Below are 15927 nucleotides of genomic sequence, written 5' to 3' on the forward strand. Positions count from 1 at the left end.
CCATGGCCGACACATCCTTCGACGTCATCATCATCGGCTCCGGCCCCGGCGGCTACGTCACCGCGATCCGCGCCGCGCAACTCGGCTTCAAGACAGCGATCGTCGAGAAGTCCTATCTCGGCGGCATCTGCCTGAACTGGGGCTGCATCCCGACCAAGGCGCTGCTGCGCTCGGCCGAGATCTACCACTACATGCAGCACGCCAAGGACTACGGACTGTCGGCGGACAACGTCTCCTTCGACCCGAAGGCCGTGGTGCAGCGCTCGCGCGGTGTCTCGAAGCGGCTCAATGACGGCGTCGGCTTCCTGATGAAGAAGAACAAGGTCACGGTGATCTGGGGCGACGCCACGATCGATGCGCCCGGCAAGATCACGGTGAAGAAGTCGGCCGTCGAGGCGCCGAAGGGCGCGAGCGGCGAGGGCACTTACCAGGCCAAGCACATCATCGTCGCGACCGGCGCGCGGCCGCGCGTGTTGCCCGGGCTCGAACCCGACAAGAAGCTGATCTGGACCTATTTCGAGGCCATGGTGCCGGAGCGGATGCCGAAATCGCTGCTGGTGGTTGGCTCGGGCGCGATCGGCATCGAGTTCGCCTCGTTCTTCCATACCATGGGCGCCGACGTCACCGTGGTCGAGGTGCTGCCGCAGATTCTGCCGGTCGAGGACGCCGAGATCGCAGGCCTCGCGCGAAAACGGTTCGAGAAGCAGGGCATCAAGATCATGTCCTCGACCAAGGTGACGAAGCTGGAGAAGAAGGCCGATAGCGTGGTCGCGACCATCGACGACGGCAAGGGCCAGCCGCAGACCAAGGAATTCGAGCGCGTGATCTCGGCGGTCGGCGTGGTCGGCAACATCGAGAATCTCGGGCTCGAAAAGCTCGGCGTCAAAACCGACCGCGGCTGCATCGTGATCGACGGCCTCGGCAAGACCAACGTTCCCGGCATCTACGCGATCGGCGACGTCGCGGGTCCGCCGATGCTCGCGCACAAGGCCGAGCATGAGGGCGTGATCTGCATCGAGGCGATCAAGGGCCTGCATCCGCATCCGATGGACAAGCTGATGATCCCGGGCTGCACCTACTGCAACCCGCAGGTCGCTTCCGTCGGCCTCACCGAAGCCAAGGCCAAGGAAGGCGGCCGCGAGATCCGCGTCGGCCGCTTCCCGTTCGTCGGCAACGGCAAGGCGATCGCGCTCGGCGAGGACCAGGGCCTGGTCAAGGTGATCTTCGACAAGAAGACGGGGCAATTGCTCGGCGCGCACATGATCGGCGCCGAGGTCACCGAGCTGATCCAGGGCTATGTGGTGGCGATGAATCTGGAGACTACGGAAGAGGAGTTGATGCACACCGTGTTCCCGCATCCGACCCTGTCAGAAATGATGAAGGAAGCGGTGCTGGACGCCTACGGGCGGGTGCTGAATATCTGACTCTCGTTCCGTCATCCTGAGGAGCTTGCGCAGCAAGCTTCTCGAAGGATGCACGGCCCAGATCGCTCGCCGGGGCTCGTCGCCCTTCGAGACGGCCGCTGCGCGGCCTCCTCAGGGTAACGGGTCCTGGCAGGGAATACGTCACGAAGAACAAGAAGGACCGAATTTCGTGAAAGACAACGACAACCTCACCATCGAACGCCCGACCTTTGTGACTCATCTCGAATGCGCGATGGAGGGCGATCACTATGCGGCCGACCAGGTCCACAACCTGTCCAAGGCCGGCAAGCCGATCCTGGTGCGCTATGACCTTGCTGGGGTGAAGAAGGCGCTGACCAAGGACGCGCTGGCCCAGCGTCCGGCCGACCTGTGGCGCTATCGCGAGCTGCTGCCGGTGCGCAAATGCCGGGACATCGTCAGCCTCGGCGAGATCACGACGCCGCTGGTCCGGCTGCCGCGGCTTGGCGCCAAGCTCGGCGGCGGCGAGATCATCGTCAAGGACGAGGGGCGGCTGCCGACCGGATCGTTCAAGGCGCGCGGCCTGGTGATGGCGGTGTCGATGGGCAAGGCGCTCGGCATCAAGCACATGGCGATGCCGACCAACGGCAATGCCGGCGCGGCGCTCGCGGCCTATGCCACCTCGTGCGGGATCAAGACCACGATCTTCTGCCCGGCGGATACGCCGGAGGTCAATGTCAGCGAGATCGAGCTGCAGGGCGCCACCGTCTATCGCGTCAACGGCTATATCGACGACTGCGGCAAGATCGTCGGCGAGGGAAAAGCAAAGGTCGGCTGGTTCGACACCTCGACGCTGAAGGAGCCGTACCGGATCGAGGGCAAGAAGACGATGGGCCTCGAGCTCGCCGAGCAGCTCGGCTGGGACGTGCCCGACGTGATCTTCTATCCGACCGGCGGCGGCACCGGCCTGATCGGCATGTGGAAGGCGTTCGACGAGCTCGAGACGATCGGCTTCATCGGCTCGAAGCGCCCGCGCATGGTCGCGGTGCAGGCGTCGGGCTGCGCGCCGATGGTGCGGGCCTATGAGGCCGGCACCGAGCACGCGGCACGCTGGGAGGACGCCCACACCATCGCATCGGGCATCCGCGTGCCGCAGGCGATCGGCGACTTCCTCATCCTGCGCGCGGTGCGCGAGAGCAAGGGTTTTGCGATCGCCGTCGACGACGACAAGATCACCGCAGCGCTCAATGAGGTCGCGCGCGAGGAGGGGCTGTTGCTGTGCCCGGAGGGCGCTGCGACCTATGCCGCCTACAAGCAGAGCCTCGCCGACGGCCGCGTCACCAGGACCGACCGCGTGATGCTGTTCAATTGCGCCAGCGGCCTGAAATACCCGCTGCCGCCGGTCACCCGCACGCTCGACCGGCACAAGCCGATCGACTTCTCGCAGTTCTGAGCGGTCCGTCATTGCGAGCGCAGCGAAGCAATCCATATCTCACCGCGCGTGCTGATGGATTGCTTCGTCGCTTCAGCGCAAAATTGCTCTGCAATTTTGTCGCGAGCTCCTCGCAATGACGGTGTCATTTGAGGGAGTGATTGATGCGTAGAATCTTGTGGGCCGTTTTGGCTGCGCTTTCGACGTTTGCCAGCCCAGCGTCGGCCGAAACCTATCCCGCGCACCCGATCACCATCGTGGTGCCGTTCGCCGCCGGTGGCCCCTCGGATGCGATGGCACGCATCCTCGGCGAGCACATGAAGCAGTCGCTCGGCGAGGTGCTGCTGATCGAGAACGTGACCGGCGCGGGCGGCTCGATCGGGGTCGGCCGCGCGGTGCGCTCGGCGCCTGACGGCTACACCGTCTCGTTCGGCCATCTCGGTACCCATGTCGCCAACGGCGCGATCTACAAGCTCGGCTACGACCTCGTCACCGATCTCGAACCGGTGGTGCTGCTGCCGAGCAATCCGATGATCATCGTCAGCAAGAATGCGGTGCCGGCGACATCGCTGAAGGAGCTGTTGGCGTGGCTGAAGTCGCGGCCGGCGCCGCCGACCGCGGGCACTGCGGGCGCCGGCAGCGGCAGCCACATCGCCGGGCTGTATTTCGAGAATGTCTCCGGCATCAAGCTGCAATACGTGCCGTATCGCGGCACCGGACCGGCGTTGAACGACCTCGTCGCCGGCCAGATCGACATCATCGTCGACCAGACCTCGAACTCGATCAACCAGGTCCGCGCCGGCAATATCCGCGCCTACGCCGTGACCGATTCCAAACGGGTCACGAATGCGCCCGAGGTTCCGACGGTCGACGAGGCCGGGCTGCCGGGCTTCCACATGACGTTGTGGTCCGGCCTCTGGGTGCCGAAGGGCACGCCGAAGGAGATCGTGGCCAAGCTCAATGCCGCCGCGGTCGCGGCGATGACCGACCCGGCGGTACAGAAGCAGCTCGAAAATCTCGGCCTGCAGATGCCGCCAAAGGACCAGCTGACGCCGGAAGCGCTCGGCGCCTGGCAGAAAGCGGAAATCGCAAAATGGTGGCCGATGATCAAGGCGGCGAATGTGAGGGTCGATTGAGGGCGCGCTCCCCTCCGCGTCGTCCCGGCGAAGGCCGGGACCCATACGCCGCGGCCTTGGAAAAGGGCATGCGGCGCGACGATTTTCAACCAACCGATAGCGGTGGCTATGGGTCCCGGCCTTCGCCGGGACGACGTTGCATTATTGAGGCGGCATCGTCTCATTGCCCCGACGGCGCTGCGTTGCTCTCCTGCGTTACGACGCGCTCGCCGTTCTTGGCCAGTGCCGTGCCGGCATCCTCGAACCGCGCCCGATAGACCGCAAAGTTCTCCATCACGCGCTGGACGTAGTTGCGCGTCTCCGAGATCGGAATCCGCTCCACCCAGTCGACCGGATCGACCTTGGCATCGCGCGGGTCGCCATAGGCCTTGATCCAGTCGCGGACGCGGCCGCGGCCGGCGTTGTAGCCGGCAAACGTCATGATGTGACAGTTGCGGTATTCCGAGAGCAGCGCGCTGAGCTCGGCCGCGCCCATCTGGGTGTTGTAGACCGGATCGGACACCATCCGGCCCCAGTCATAGCTGACGCCGAAGCGCTTGGCGGTGTCGCGGCCGGCTTCGGGCGTCACCTGCATCAGGCCGACGGCGTTGGCCGCCGACTTGTCGCGCTGGTCGAACGCGCTTTCGGTGCGCGCGATCGAGTAGGTCATGCTGCGCCCGATATCGGGCGCGATCGGGGTGTGCTGGGGAATGCCGATCACCGGGAAGGCGTAATGATCTAAGGCGAAGCCGCGCCCGAGCGCGATCTTGCCGATCTGCAGCATGGCGCGGGCATCGTTGCGGCGGCCGGTGAGTTCGCCGAGCGCCTCGAGCATCCCGACATCGGTGCTTTGTTCGGCAAGGTCGGCTGCGAAATAGAGCACGATGTCGGGCTCGCCGATCGCATAGAGCATGTCGGCGGCGCGCACCCGCTCGTCGGCCGCCATGCTGGCGGCGCTAGCGGCCGGCGAGGGTGCGTGCAGCTCGACGCCGTCACGGCCGAGCTTGGCCAGCGCGAGCTGGCCGTAATAGGCGGTCGGATAGCGCGCGGCGGCCTGGTAGTCCGCCCGCATCGCGACGGTATTGCCGAGCGCCTCGGCGGCGCGGCCGCGCCAATAGGCGGCGCGCGCCAGCACGGTCGGGTTGGTCTGGCCTTCGTCGATGTGGGCGAAATGCGCGGCGGCGGTCCTGGCATCGTCGAGATAGCGCAGCGCGATCCAGCCGCGCATGAAGTGCATGTCGGAACGGTAATAGGGGTTGTCCGGCGCCGCCGCGTCCCGGATCACGTCGTAGGCCGCCTGGTATTGGCCCTGGTCGAGCAGCTTGCGGGAGAGGATGCGGCGCTCACGCCACCACTGGTCGGTGTCCTGCTGCGCCATCGTCTCGGGCGCGGCGGCAATCGTCACGCGCGCGGCGTCGTCGATCCGGTTCTTCGCAAGGAGAAACTGGATCCGGCACAGCGTATAGCCGAGATCGCTGCGGGCATCCGCCGGCACGTCGTTGAGCGTGTCCTCGGCCTTGCTGGATTGGCCGCGGACCGCGCCGCAAGCCTTTACGATTGCGAGCCCGTCACTGCCGAGGTGCTGCGCCGCGCGCCGGGCGCCGGCGAGATCCTTGGCGCCGATCCGCTTGTCCATGCGCGCGCGATGGTCGTCGCGCGTCAGCAGGTCCTTGAACGCGTCATAGGCGTCGCTCTCGGTCCGCTCCAGCAATTCGTCCGAACGCCACGCCTCGCGGACCAGCCGCGCTGCGGCGTCGCGGTCGCCTTCGGCGAGCAGCGTGCGGGCGAGCGCGAACTTGCCTTTGGCGCTGATCGGCTGATCGAGCGTGAAGCCGTGCACCGTGGCCGGATCGCTGCGCTCCTGCCAGATCCGCGCTTCAGCGCGTTTGCGCAGCAGCGTGACGCTTGGCCAGTCTGGGTTGGCGGTAATGAACGCCGCATAGCGGCTGAACGGTGCATTCGATTCCGAATGGCGCAGCAGATACCATTCGACGAGCTTGCGTCCGACCGGGTCGGTGATCCCAGCCTGGATGTCGGTGGCGTCGTTGGTCTTGCCCCGGCGCGCAGCCGTGATCGCGTCTCTGACCATGGCGAGATCGCCCGACAGTTGCGGCCCGGCGGGTTTCTCCGGTTCTGCCTGCGTGGTCTCAGCCGATTTGGACGGAACGGATTTGGCCTTGGCGGATTTGTGTTTGTCGGCGCCATGCCTGGCATGCCGGCGCTTGCCGGAGGTCTCGCGCGCAGACTTGGCGCCGGCCCTTGAGCTGATCTTGGCGCCATGCGCCTTCTTGTCACCGTGGCCGCTCTTGGCCTGGTGCTGGTGATGCGGCTTGGCGTCTGCCTTGATCGGGAGCAGCGCGAGCGCGGCGGCGGTGGCGAAGCACGCCAGCGGACGTAGGCAACGGTTCATTCCCTGGTCCCCCCTGAGAAACCATGAGGCACAAACAGAACGCGTCATACGGCGGCACAACCGCCGCAGATTACCACTACCCTCGATTCCCGAGTGTTAATGCGGCTGCAACTCAGCAGGGAAACGCGGCGAAATATGGAATATGGCGCGTGGAACCCACGGGAACCGGGGTTTTACGGTGACGACGGACAAGTTGCCGGGTGCGACCGGGGATGTATCTTCGTGGAAAGTGCTTCGCTGGGGTTGAAGATGTCACAGACAGATCACGTATTCCCGGCCGGTGCGCCATGACGGCTTGCCTCACCACCATCCTCGACGGTGGCCGCTATTTCGAAGGCCCGCGCTGGCATCGCGGGCGGCTCTGGTTCGTCGACTGCATGGCGCGGACGCTGCTGAGCATTGGCCCGTCGGGTGACTTGCGGGAGCATGCCGCGGTGAGCGACGACACGCCGTGTGGCCTCGGCGTGCTGCCTGATGGCGACATTGTCGTGCTGACGATGTTCAGGAAGCGGCTGCTGCGATTTTCCGACCGGGGGCTGTCGCTCTATGCCGACCTCTCCGAGGTCGCGGCCGGCACGATCGACGATATGATCGTCGACGGGCAGGGGCGTGCCTATATCGGCGATCTCGGCTTCAATCTGCCGCCGCCGGAGGGCCGCGGCGCCGTCGGCCGGATCATCCTGGTGCTGCCCGACGGCAGCGCCCGCGTCGTCGCCGACGGCCTGCGCTTTCCCAACGGCATTGCCGTCTCCGCCGATCATCGCCGGCTCGTCGTCGCGGAGATGGATGGTGCCGGTCTTGCCGACTACGACATCGCACCCGATGGCGGTCTGAGCCTTCGCGGGCGGCTCGGTCGTATCAATGATCCCGACGGCATCTGCCTCGATCGCGATGGCGCGGTCTGGGTGGCGTCGTTCACAGAGGATGCGTTTGTGCGGATCGATTGCAATGGCGTGGAGCGCCAACGCATTGCCGTGCCCGGCCGCCGTGCACTGGCCTGCGCGCTTGGTGGCGCGGATCGCCGGACGTTGTTCTGCCTGAGTGCGGAGACCTCGTACGAGGAACTGCGGAAGGGCAAATCGGTGTCGCGGATCGATGTGGTGGAAGTCGATACGCCGGGCGACGGGCATCCCTAGGCGTCGTCGTCCGACCCACGAGACGACTTCCTCTTTTTCTTCTCTTTCTTCTTCAGGATGTCGGCCTGGCTCCTGAAGGCGCGCGCGAGGGAGCGCATCTGGTTGGCGACGATGGCGTCCGCCGTCGTCGTTGCGACCCGCTCCGCGGTCTGCGCTTGTTTCCGAATTGCCTTGGCCATTTTCATGCAGGAACCAATTGCGCAGCGCCGCTCTGGTTCCAGCGCATGCACCGGCATCTTGGGTTCTTGAATGTTGTTCCTGTTTCGTTCATATTGGCGCGCCGGGAGAAATGCCGCAATGGACGCTGAGCGAGACCGCGCAATCATCAGGCTGTGGAACGAACTTCGCCGGCTCCAGCGCGAGGGGCGTCCGACGGCGTCGCTCGTCCGTCGGATCGAAAGGGCCCTGGCGGCACGGGAGCAGGAGGCGGCCTGACCGCCATCCACTCCGCTCCCAACGCGTTAGCGGCCGCCGTCCGGCCCCATCACCAGGTTCGGCAGCCAGGTCGAGATCTCCGGGAAGACGCACAGCAGCAGCACCGCGAACATCATCAGCAGCACGAACGGCAGCGTGCCCCAGATTACCTCGCTTAAGGGGATGTCGGGCGCGACGTTGCGGATGACGAAGATGTTGAGGCCGACCGGCGGATGGATCAGGCCCATCTCCATCACGATGGTCATGACGACGCCGAACCAGATGATGTCGAACTCGGCCGCGCGCAGCGGCGGCAGGATGATCGGCGCGGTCATCAGGATGATCGAGACCGGCGGCAGGAAGAAGCCGAGCACGATCACCATCACCAGGATCGCAAACAGCAGCTCCCAGCGCGGCAGATGCATCGCGACGATCGCCTCGGCCGCCGATTGCGAGATGTGCAGATAGCTCATCACGTAGGAATACAGCAGCGACATGCCAATGATCAGCATCAGCATGGTCGATTCGCGGATGGTCGATTTCAGGATCGGCGACAGGTCGCTGGGTTTCCATACGCTGTAGATGACGGCGATCAGCCCGAGCGCCAGCAGGCCGCCGAGGCCGGCGGTTTCCGACGGCGTCGCGTAGCCGCCATAGAGCGCGATCATCACGCCGGTCAGGAGCAGCACGAACGGGATCACGCGCGGCAGTGCGCTGAAACGTTCGGCCATGGTGAACTCGTCGCGCTGCAGGATCGCCGCATCCTTGCCGGTCGCCGCATAGGCGGCCTTGGCCGTCGCGTATTCCCTGCGGAAGCGGACCACGGCGTAGAGGCCGAACAGCGACACCAGCAGCAGCCCGGGCCCGATGCCGGCGAGAAACAGCCGCCCCAGCGATTTCTCGGCGGCGACGGCAAACAGGATCATCGTGATCGAGGGCGGCAGCAGGATGCCGAGCGTGCCGCCGGCGGCGATGATCCCGGCGGCAAAGCCGCCGGAATAGCCGCGCTTGCGCATCTCCGGAATGCCGGCCGAACCGATCGCCGAGCAGGTCGCCGGCGATGAGCCGGCCATCGCCGCGAACAGCGCGCAGGCGAACACGTTGGCGACGCCGAGGCCGCCGGGCACCCGATGCAGCCAGGCATGCAGCGCCGAGTAGAGGTCCTGGCCGGCGCGCGATTTGCCGATCGCCGCGCCCTTCAGGATGAACAGCGGAATCGACAGCAGCGTGATCGAGGCCATCTCCTCATAGACGTTCTGCGTCACCGTATCGAGCGACGCCGCCGGCATGTAGATCGCCATGAACACGACCGCGACCGCACCGAGCGCGAATGCGATCGGCATGCCGGAGAACATCGCAAACAGGGTGGCAAGCCCGTAGGAGATGCCAATACCAAACACGGTCATCGGCGCGCGCCACCGGTCAACGGAATGAGGATTTGCAACAGCAGCTGGATGCAGAGCAGCGTCATGCCAAGCGCCATCAGCCCGTAGGGAATGGCGAGCGGCGGCGACCACATCGAGTTGGAGACCTGGCCGTCGGCATAGGCCTCGTGGGCCAGGGTCCAGGACTTCCAGGCGAAGAAGGTGCAGAACGCGAAGCTCGCGACATCGACCAGCCACAGCCTGACACTGTTGGCGCGGGTCGACAGCAAGCCGACGAACGCTTCGATGCTGACATGGCCGCGCTGGCCCTGCACATAGGCCGAGGTCATGAAGGTGGCGCCGACCAAAAGGAACACGGCGGCCTCGTCCTGCCAGTAGTTCGGGCTGTGGAACAGGGCGCGGCCGAGCACGCTGTAGCTCAGGATCCCGCAGGCCGCGATCAAGGCGAGCGCGGCGAACACCACGATGACGTTGTTGCAGACGGACAGCGCGCGCCCAAGCATCGCTACGACGGTATTGCCCGTGGCGATGCCAGTGGTTTCGGCTTGATCCGCGACCGGACCATGCATCATGCGGCAACGTCGCTTGCGAGCTTCAGCAGGTTGGCGGCGGTTGCCGTCTTGGCACCATAGTCCTTCCAGGCGGTGTCGCGCGCGATGTCGCGCCACTTGCCGACGGTGGCGGCATCGAGCGCACTGACCTTGGCACCGGCCTTCTCGTAGACCTTGGTGACCTCGATGTCGTCGTCCTGCGCGCCCTTGCGGCCGAAGGCCTCGAGCTCGCTGCCGACCGCGAGGATGATGTCCTGCTGGCCCTTCGGCAGCTTGTCGAAGATCGCCTTCGACATCATCAGCGGCTCCAGCATGAACCAGTAGGAGGCGCCGGCGCCCGAGGTCAGCGACTTCGCGACCTCCTCGAGGCGGAAGGAGATCAGGCTGGTGGAGGAGGTGATGCCGGCATCGCAGGCGCCAGTCTGCATCGCCGCGTAGATCTCATTCGAGGGGACCGACAGCACGGCGGCACCGGCGGTCTGCAGCACCATGTCCATCTCGCGCGAGCCGCCGCGCACCTTGAGGCCCTTGGCGTCTTCCGGCGCCACGATCGCCTTGGAGCGGCTGGCAACGCCGCCGGCCTGCCAGACCCAGGAGATCAGGAGAATACCCTTGTCGGCGAGGAAGTCGCTCAGCGCCTTGCCGACCGGCTCCTTCTTCCAGCGCAGGCCCTGGTCGTAGGTGGTGACGAGGCCCGGCATCAGGCCGATATTGGTCTCCGGCAATTCGCCGCCGGCATAGGGCATCGGATACAGGCTGAGATCGAGCGCGCCCTTGCGCATCGCCGAGAACTGCGCGTTGGTCTTGATCAGCGACGAGTTCGGATAGATCTCGGCGGTGAGGTCGCCGCCCGAGCGCTTGGCGATTTCGGCCGCGAACATTCGGCACAGCCGGTCGCGGAAGTCGCCCTTGTCGATGGTGCCGCCGGGGAATTGGTGCGAGATCTTCAGCGTGGTCGCGGCGTGCGCGGTCCCGATGCCCATCCGCAGGATCGCGGGTGCGGCGAGGGCGGACGCGAGGACGTGGCGGCGTGTGAGCATTGTTCTCCCCTGAGAGCTTCTTGAGTGGCTGTTAGGCCGGCGCAGAGCCTTAGCTTAGCCGGTCTTCGCCTGAATATTCCCTAGTCTGATAGTTCGAGGCGCCCTGATAGTGCGAGCCGATACTTGGTCGCAAGCTTTGCTGATGCTGCGGCGCACACTGCCGCGCCGGTGCTCCGGCGTCATTCAACCCACACGGGCACGCGCCGTGCAGCTTCAAGAATTTGTTATTGGAGGTAACAACGGGCGTTGCAAGCGCGTCGAGCAGATAGCGGCAAGTCGTCGCGCTCACATTCGACCACACAAGGGATCATCATCATGACCACCAACACCCGCCTCGGCCTTTCCGCCGCGCTGCTCTCGTTCAGCCTCGCGCTGGCTCCCGCCGCCTTCGCTCAGGACAAGATGGGCAAGGAAGACGCGATGAAGAAGGAGGACTCGATGTCGAAGGATGCCATGAAGAAGGACGGTGGCATGATGAAGAAGGACGACGCCATGAAGAAGGACGGCGGCGCGATGATGAAGAAAGACGACGGCATGAAGAAGAACTGACCGCCGCCGCCACGCATCCTTCACAGGCCCGCCATCATGGCGGGCCTGGTTATGCCTCAGCGCTTCTTCTTGCCGCGCTCCTTGCGCGCGGCGTAGCGCGCGTCGCGCTTGGCCTTCTGCTCGGCGAGCAGGGCTTCCTCTCGAGCGGCTTCTTCTTCCTTCTCGCGCGCGATGCGGGCGGCCTCGACCGCGGCGGCTTCTTCCTCGCGGCGCTTCTGCTCGGCCTTCTCGGCCTCACGGACTTCCTTGGCCTTGGCACGGCGTTCGGCGATCGCCGCGCGCTCCTCGGCACGTGCCTTCACCGTCGGATCGTCAGCGCCTGGCTGGGCGCGAAACTTGTTGAGGAGGTTTTGCCGTGCCTGCAGGGCCGCCTTTTGGCGGTCGGCAAAACCCGGTTCCTTGAAGCCACTCATAGAGGAAGCCTGCTGCTTTCTGTTCGGGTGATGGATGGGGTTTGGTTCGGCGCTTCAATAAGTGAACGGCCGCGAAATTGCCAGTGGCGAAGGGAAGGTTGTGGAGCAAGGGTGATATGAGCTGATAGCAAATGGTGGACTGCTGGTGACGGCCCCGCCAGGCCGCCGGCCTGGTGAGTGGTTGGTCACCGAATCTGCTGCAGCGCCTAGATCATGATGCGTTTCCACGGAATCGCATCATCTCATCTCTTTGTTAGAGCATGGTCTTTTCGGAAAACCGGTTTCCACTTTTCCGGATCATGCTCTAGCCGCGCTGAACTTGCTCGCGCCGCCCGCTGCCGAGCACTTTGGCGACGGTCTCGGCGGTCATCGCGCTCCGGTCCGAGGCGCGCTGGGATTCCAACCTGTCGCGGGCCTTTTCGGAGATCAGGAGGCTGATCAGCCGCAGCCTGCTGGTCTCGTCGATTGCTTCCGAGAGCAGCTGCCTGTAACGCCGATAGTCGTAGGCCGTTGCTTCGGTCGTTGCTTGCTGTTCGCTCACTGGCACGCCCCGCACACGCGCTCCATTGCTGCGAGCAGTGTTTCGCGAGTCGTGACCGCATGCAACGGAATTGCAGTGCCCGCTGCTGCGGGCGCGCATTTCGCTGTACAAGTGTTGCAGAATTGATCGCACCCAACCGTGCAAATCGTCATGATGCGCGCGTTGCAACCGGGAACCGAAACAAGGATGAGCCAACCCGAAGATGGAGGCAGCCGCCGGGGCGCGCTGATCGGACTGCTGGTGGCCGCGGTCATGCTCGCGGTCGGACTGTGGCTCGCGCATGACCTGACCGCGGCGAGCAAGATGCAGGACTGCCTGATGTCGGGCCGGACCAACTGTAACGTGATCGAGCCGGCACGCTGAGCCATCTTGCGGCAGTGCAATATCGATCCCACATCACCCGCAAACACCAGGGCTGATCTGTTTGATGCCGGTTGTGATTCCGATCACACGCGGACGGGTGGGTTGCCCTATCGACTCCCAGAGATCGGCGGGAACCAAGGCCATGATATCCAAGCTGTGGTCCGGAAAGGGCGCGGCGCTGGCCGCCGCAGGCGCGGCGGGTGCCGTTTTGGTAGCGTATCTCTCCCTGACGTTGGCGTCGCCCGAGCCGGTGTCCAGCGCGGCCCTCGGGCCGGCGTGGCAATGCAGCCGGTTGGCGTTTGTGCTGACGACTTGCAGCCGGACGGCCGAGACCGAGCGAGAGGCTAAGGCTGAGCGAGAGGCTAAGGCTGAGGGCGACATCAAGCCGGCGGCTGAGCTCAAGGCGATTACGGTGCGGGCAAAGGACGATTGTCCGCCGGAACCTTAAATCCTGTTTTCTGACGCGTTCGCTTGCGCGGATTCGGAACGCTCTCACCGGCGGGGCGCCGCTGCGCCTGCGTTTCAGATTATTTCTTGGTGGTGCCGCGCGGCTTGATCGACAGGCCGAGGCGCATCGCCATCTTCTTGATTCGCTCGGGCGAGCGACCGGTGACCTTCACGACCTCTTCCAACGACTTGGAGGAGCGTGCCAGTTCTATCAGTCGTCGGTCCTCCTTGAACGACCACCGCGGCTTTCGGGCCATCTTGTTGGTATCCTTGCGCATTGCTGGGCAACAAAGCCGCCAGGCGGGGTTGCCTGACGGCCTTGCCGGTGTGGGCCCGGACCCTTGGGGAAATGTCCGGTGGATAAGCAATACTGCTTCCGAATAAGGTCGCAATTGAAACCGGAATTTAACCTAACCCATCAAGGTTACTCGCAAAGTCACTTGGATAGAGCGTGGCAGGAGGCCTTATGCGCAAGGTCGCCATTTTGAGTGCCGCAGCATTTTTACTGTCCGGTTGCTGGCCCGACCCGGAGGTCACGGGATCGACCAACAGCTGCGCGGCCAATCTTTACAGCCAGTACAATCCCAAGGTCATGGATCAGTGCGTCAATGCCTGCATCAAGTGTGACCGTGGCAACGTCACCACCTGCACGACGTCCTGCACGCTGAAGGGCGCGCGGTAAGACGTGCAATCGCCGATGCGATGCTGCGGGGTAACGGCAAGCAGCCGTGCCCGTTCGCGCCATCAAGGCCAGGATCGAAGACAGATGGCGTCGCCCGGCGTCGCGGTAACCGCGCGGCTTGCACGGCGCGATGAACGGCTTTATCGCCTCAGCGGCGCAGTCAGCGCGCCGGCAACTGAGAGTGGAACCGAACGCGATGAGCGATCCTTCCCATGTCGCGGTCGATTGGGGCACCAGCAGCTTCCGGCTCTGGCTGATGAGCGCCGGCGGCCAGGTGCTCGGCGAACGCCGCAGCGATGAGGGCATGACGGCGGCCGCCAGGACGGGCTTTGCGCCGGTGCTGCAATCGCATCTCGATGCGCTCGGCGTTGCGGCTGATCTGCCGGTGGTGATCTGCGGGATGGCGGGCGCGCGGCAGGGCTGGGTCGAGGCCGGCTATATCGATACGCCCGCGCATCTCTCCGACATCCTCAAAGGCGCCGTCGCGGTCAGCCGGCAGGCGCGCGACATCCGGATCCTCCCCGGGATCGCACAGCGCGATGCCGCGGCGCCCGACGTGATGCGCGGCGAGGAAACCCAGTTGCTCGGCGCGCTCGGTCTCGATGCGGCAGATGCGGCCGATGTCTGCCTGCCGGGAACGCATTCCAAATGGGTGCGGATGCACGGCGGCACGGTCGAACGCTTTGCGACCTTCATGACCGGAGAGTTGTTCGGCGCGATCGCGCGCGACACCATCCTAGCGCACGCGATTGCTGGCGCCGAGGACGCGGTCGATGGCAATGCGTTCCGCGCGGCCGTCGCCGAGGCGTTCGCCGCGCCGGCGCGCGCGGCCAATCTGCTGTTTCGGGTGCGCGCGCGTCAGCTGCTGTTCGGCGGCAGCGCGCAGGCCGCGCGTGAGGCGATCTCGGGCACCTTGATCGGCGTCGAACTGGCTGCGGGACTCGCGGAGCGCGAACGAGCCACGCCGGTGATGCTGATTGCGTCGGGCCGGCTGCAGCGGCTCTATCAGATGGCGCTCGAGGCGCTTTCGATTCCGCTCACGGTCATGGATGCGGAGGAGGCGGCGCGCCGCGGCCTCAGCAGCGCCGCGGCGGCGATCTGGAACACGTGAAGGATCCACGCATGAGCATTCCTTTTCCGCCAATGCAGCGTCCACTGGTCGCGATCCTGCGCGGCATCAGGCCCGAAGAAACATCTGATATCGTCAGGCCGCTGATCGAGGCCGGCATGACGGCGATCGAGATTCCGCTGAACTCGCCGGAGCCGTTCCGTTCGATCGAGATCGCAGCGAAGCGCGCCCCTGCCGATGTGCTGATCGGCGCCGGCACGGTGCTGACGGCGGCAGACGTGGATCGCCTCCATGACGCCGGCGGCCGCCTCATGGTGTCGCCGAATGTCGATGTCGACGTGCTGGCCCGCGCCCGGGATCATGCCATGGTCACGCTGCCCGGCGTGTTCTCGCCGACGGAGGCGCTGCTGGCGGCAGGCGCGGGCGCTTCGGGCCTGAAATTCTTTCCGGCGAGTGTGCTCGGCGCCTCCGGCATCACTGCGATCCGCGCCGTACTGCCGCCGGATCTGATGATCGCCGCCGTCGGCGGCGTCTCCGACCAGAATTTTGCCGAGTATGTCAAGGCGGGCATCCGTGCATTCGGGCTCGGCAGCAGCCTCTACAAGCCGGGCATGACGGCTCCGGATATCGCTGTCCGGGCGAAGCTGACGATCGAGGCCTATGACAGGGCCGTGCAGGGCACCGGCTAGTCGTCCCGCTTGCCGCCGTCGATGACGCGGAACAGCGGCGCCGCCTTGCGGGGGTCTTCGAGCAACTCCTCGACCATCGCGATCGCGGCAGCGACGTATTTTCCCGTCGCCGCATCGAGCGGCCGTTCGGCTTCGTCCGAGAGCGCGAGCCTGGCGCCTTCGAGCAGCTTGCGGGTACGAACGGCGGAGTCGTCGCCGGAGGTGAGGGTGGCACGCGCAATCGACCGCAGCACGAACAATTCGCCCTCCAGCCGCAGCAGGCGGTCGTTCAGCTTGGTCAGGACAGTGTTCAGGTTCCGCATGACGTCC

Annotated in this window: 19 protein-coding genes; 10 read left to right on the top strand and 9 right to left on the bottom strand. The window is 65.3% G+C overall.

The window, feature by feature from the left end; genetic code table 11:
* The first annotated feature begins 2 nt into the window (after positions 1–2).
* The 3 genes from lpdA to ACVIW0_RS18325 all read left to right on the top strand — a co-directional run bounded on the left by lpdA (position 3) and on the right by ACVIW0_RS18325 (position 3950).
* Positions 3–1424, top strand: coding sequence for a dihydrolipoyl dehydrogenase (gene lpdA, locus ACVIW0_RS18315; protein WP_461353579.1), 1422 nt, complete (start codon positions 3–5; stop codon positions 1422–1424).
* 169 nt (positions 1425–1593) lie between these two features.
* Positions 1594–2835, top strand: a complete 1242-nt coding sequence (locus ACVIW0_RS18320; RefSeq protein WP_461353580.1) for a threonine synthase — start codon at positions 1594–1596, stop codon at positions 2833–2835.
* A 143-nt stretch (positions 2836–2978) separates the two neighbouring features.
* Entirely contained in the window at positions 2979–3950 is a 972-nt protein-coding gene (locus ACVIW0_RS18325) for a tripartite tricarboxylate transporter substrate binding protein BugD (RefSeq protein WP_461353581.1), read from the top strand.
* Positions 3951–4110: 160 nt separating this feature from the next.
* Here the strand turns inward: ACVIW0_RS18325 and ACVIW0_RS18330 are convergent, their stop codons facing one another.
* On the bottom strand, positions 4111–6339 hold the full coding sequence (locus ACVIW0_RS18330; RefSeq protein ID WP_461353582.1) for a lytic transglycosylase domain-containing protein: 2229 nt from the start codon (positions 6337–6339) through the stop codon (positions 4111–4113).
* A gap of 287 nt (positions 6340–6626) precedes the next feature.
* Between ACVIW0_RS18330 and ACVIW0_RS18335 the strand changes: the two genes are divergently transcribed.
* A complete protein-coding gene (locus ACVIW0_RS18335) occupies positions 6627–7475 on the top strand; it encodes an SMP-30/gluconolactonase/LRE family protein (protein ID WP_461353583.1) in 849 nt (282 codons plus the stop codon).
* Here ACVIW0_RS18335 and ACVIW0_RS18340 read toward each other — a convergent pair.
* From ACVIW0_RS18340 to ACVIW0_RS18355, 4 genes are all read right to left on the bottom strand, one after another.
* Positions 7472–7711, bottom strand: coding sequence for a hypothetical protein (locus ACVIW0_RS18340; RefSeq protein ID WP_461353584.1), 240 nt, complete (start codon positions 7709–7711; stop codon positions 7472–7474). The two genes, ACVIW0_RS18335 and ACVIW0_RS18340, sit on opposite strands and share 4 nt — an antisense overlap.
* Before the next feature lie 225 nt (positions 7712–7936).
* Positions 7937–9295, bottom strand: coding sequence for a TRAP transporter large permease (locus ACVIW0_RS18345; RefSeq protein ID WP_461353585.1), 1359 nt, complete (start codon positions 9293–9295; stop codon positions 7937–7939).
* Positions 9292–9843 (bottom strand): TRAP transporter small permease, encoded by a 552-nt coding sequence (locus tag ACVIW0_RS18350; RefSeq protein ID WP_461357363.1) that lies wholly within the window; start codon positions 9841–9843, stop codon positions 9292–9294. Before ACVIW0_RS18350 ends, ACVIW0_RS18345 begins: the two co-directional genes overlap by 4 nt.
* Positions 9843–10865 (bottom strand): TRAP transporter substrate-binding protein, encoded by a 1023-nt coding sequence (locus ACVIW0_RS18355; RefSeq protein ID WP_461353586.1) that lies wholly within the window; start codon positions 10863–10865, stop codon positions 9843–9845. The genes ACVIW0_RS18350 and ACVIW0_RS18355 overlap by 1 nt, the downstream gene beginning before the upstream one ends.
* 315 nt (positions 10866–11180) lie before the next feature.
* Here ACVIW0_RS18355 and ACVIW0_RS18360 point away from each other — a divergent pair, with 315 nt between their 5' ends.
* Positions 11181–11414 (top strand): pentapeptide MXKDX repeat protein, encoded by a 234-nt coding sequence (locus tag ACVIW0_RS18360; RefSeq protein ID WP_461353587.1) that lies wholly within the window; start codon positions 11181–11183, stop codon positions 11412–11414.
* A 56-nt stretch (positions 11415–11470) separates the two neighbouring features.
* On the opposite strand, the gene ACVIW0_RS18365 is transcribed toward ACVIW0_RS18360, so the two are convergent.
* Together ACVIW0_RS18365 and ACVIW0_RS18370 are read right to left on the bottom strand one after the other, a co-directional pair.
* A complete protein-coding gene (locus ACVIW0_RS18365) occupies positions 11471–11827 on the bottom strand; it encodes a DUF6481 family protein (RefSeq protein ID WP_461353588.1) in 357 nt (118 codons plus the stop codon).
* 304 nt (positions 11828–12131) lie between these two features.
* On the bottom strand, positions 12132–12368 hold the full coding sequence (locus ACVIW0_RS18370; RefSeq protein ID WP_461353589.1) for a hypothetical protein: 237 nt from the start codon (positions 12366–12368) through the stop codon (positions 12132–12134).
* A 150-nt stretch (positions 12369–12518) separates the two neighbouring features.
* On the opposite strand from ACVIW0_RS18370, the gene ACVIW0_RS18375 reads away from it, so the two are divergent.
* On the top strand, positions 12519–12731 hold the full coding sequence (locus ACVIW0_RS18375; RefSeq protein ID WP_461353590.1) for a hypothetical protein: 213 nt from the start codon (positions 12519–12521) through the stop codon (positions 12729–12731).
* A 142-nt stretch (positions 12732–12873) separates the two neighbouring features.
* The gene (locus ACVIW0_RS18380) at positions 12874–13179 is read left to right on the top strand and encodes a hypothetical protein (protein WP_461353591.1); all 306 of its coding nucleotides are present in this window, start codon (positions 12874–12876) and stop codon (positions 13177–13179) included.
* Positions 13180–13258: 79 nt separating this feature from the next.
* Here the strand turns inward: ACVIW0_RS18380 and ACVIW0_RS18385 are convergent, their stop codons facing one another.
* On the bottom strand, positions 13259–13456 hold the full coding sequence (locus ACVIW0_RS18385; protein WP_461353592.1) for a hypothetical protein: 198 nt from the start codon (positions 13454–13456) through the stop codon (positions 13259–13261).
* A gap of 188 nt (positions 13457–13644) precedes the next feature.
* On the opposite strand from ACVIW0_RS18385, the gene ACVIW0_RS18390 reads away from it, so the two are divergent.
* From ACVIW0_RS18390 to ACVIW0_RS18400, 3 genes are all read left to right on the top strand, one after another.
* Positions 13645–13860 carry a hypothetical protein gene (locus ACVIW0_RS18390; protein WP_456754686.1) on the top strand — a complete coding sequence of 72 codons (216 nt, stop codon included), beginning with the start codon at positions 13645–13647 and terminating at the stop codon, positions 13858–13860.
* A gap of 196 nt (positions 13861–14056) precedes the next feature.
* The gene (locus ACVIW0_RS18395) at positions 14057–14971 is read left to right on the top strand and encodes a 2-dehydro-3-deoxygalactonokinase (RefSeq protein ID WP_461353593.1); all 915 of its coding nucleotides are present in this window, start codon (positions 14057–14059) and stop codon (positions 14969–14971) included.
* 11 nt (positions 14972–14982) lie between these two features.
* Positions 14983–15618, top strand: a complete 636-nt coding sequence (locus ACVIW0_RS18400) for a 2-dehydro-3-deoxy-6-phosphogalactonate aldolase (protein WP_461353594.1) — start codon at positions 14983–14985, stop codon at positions 15616–15618.
* On the opposite strand, the gene ACVIW0_RS18405 is transcribed toward ACVIW0_RS18400, so the two are convergent.
* Entirely contained in the window at positions 15615–15920 is a 306-nt protein-coding gene (locus ACVIW0_RS18405) for a hypothetical protein (protein ID WP_461353595.1), read from the bottom strand. The two genes, ACVIW0_RS18400 and ACVIW0_RS18405, sit on opposite strands and share 4 nt — an antisense overlap.
* Positions 15921–15927 lie beyond the last annotated feature (7 nt).

The organism is Bradyrhizobium sp. USDA 4454, assembly GCF_054822705.1.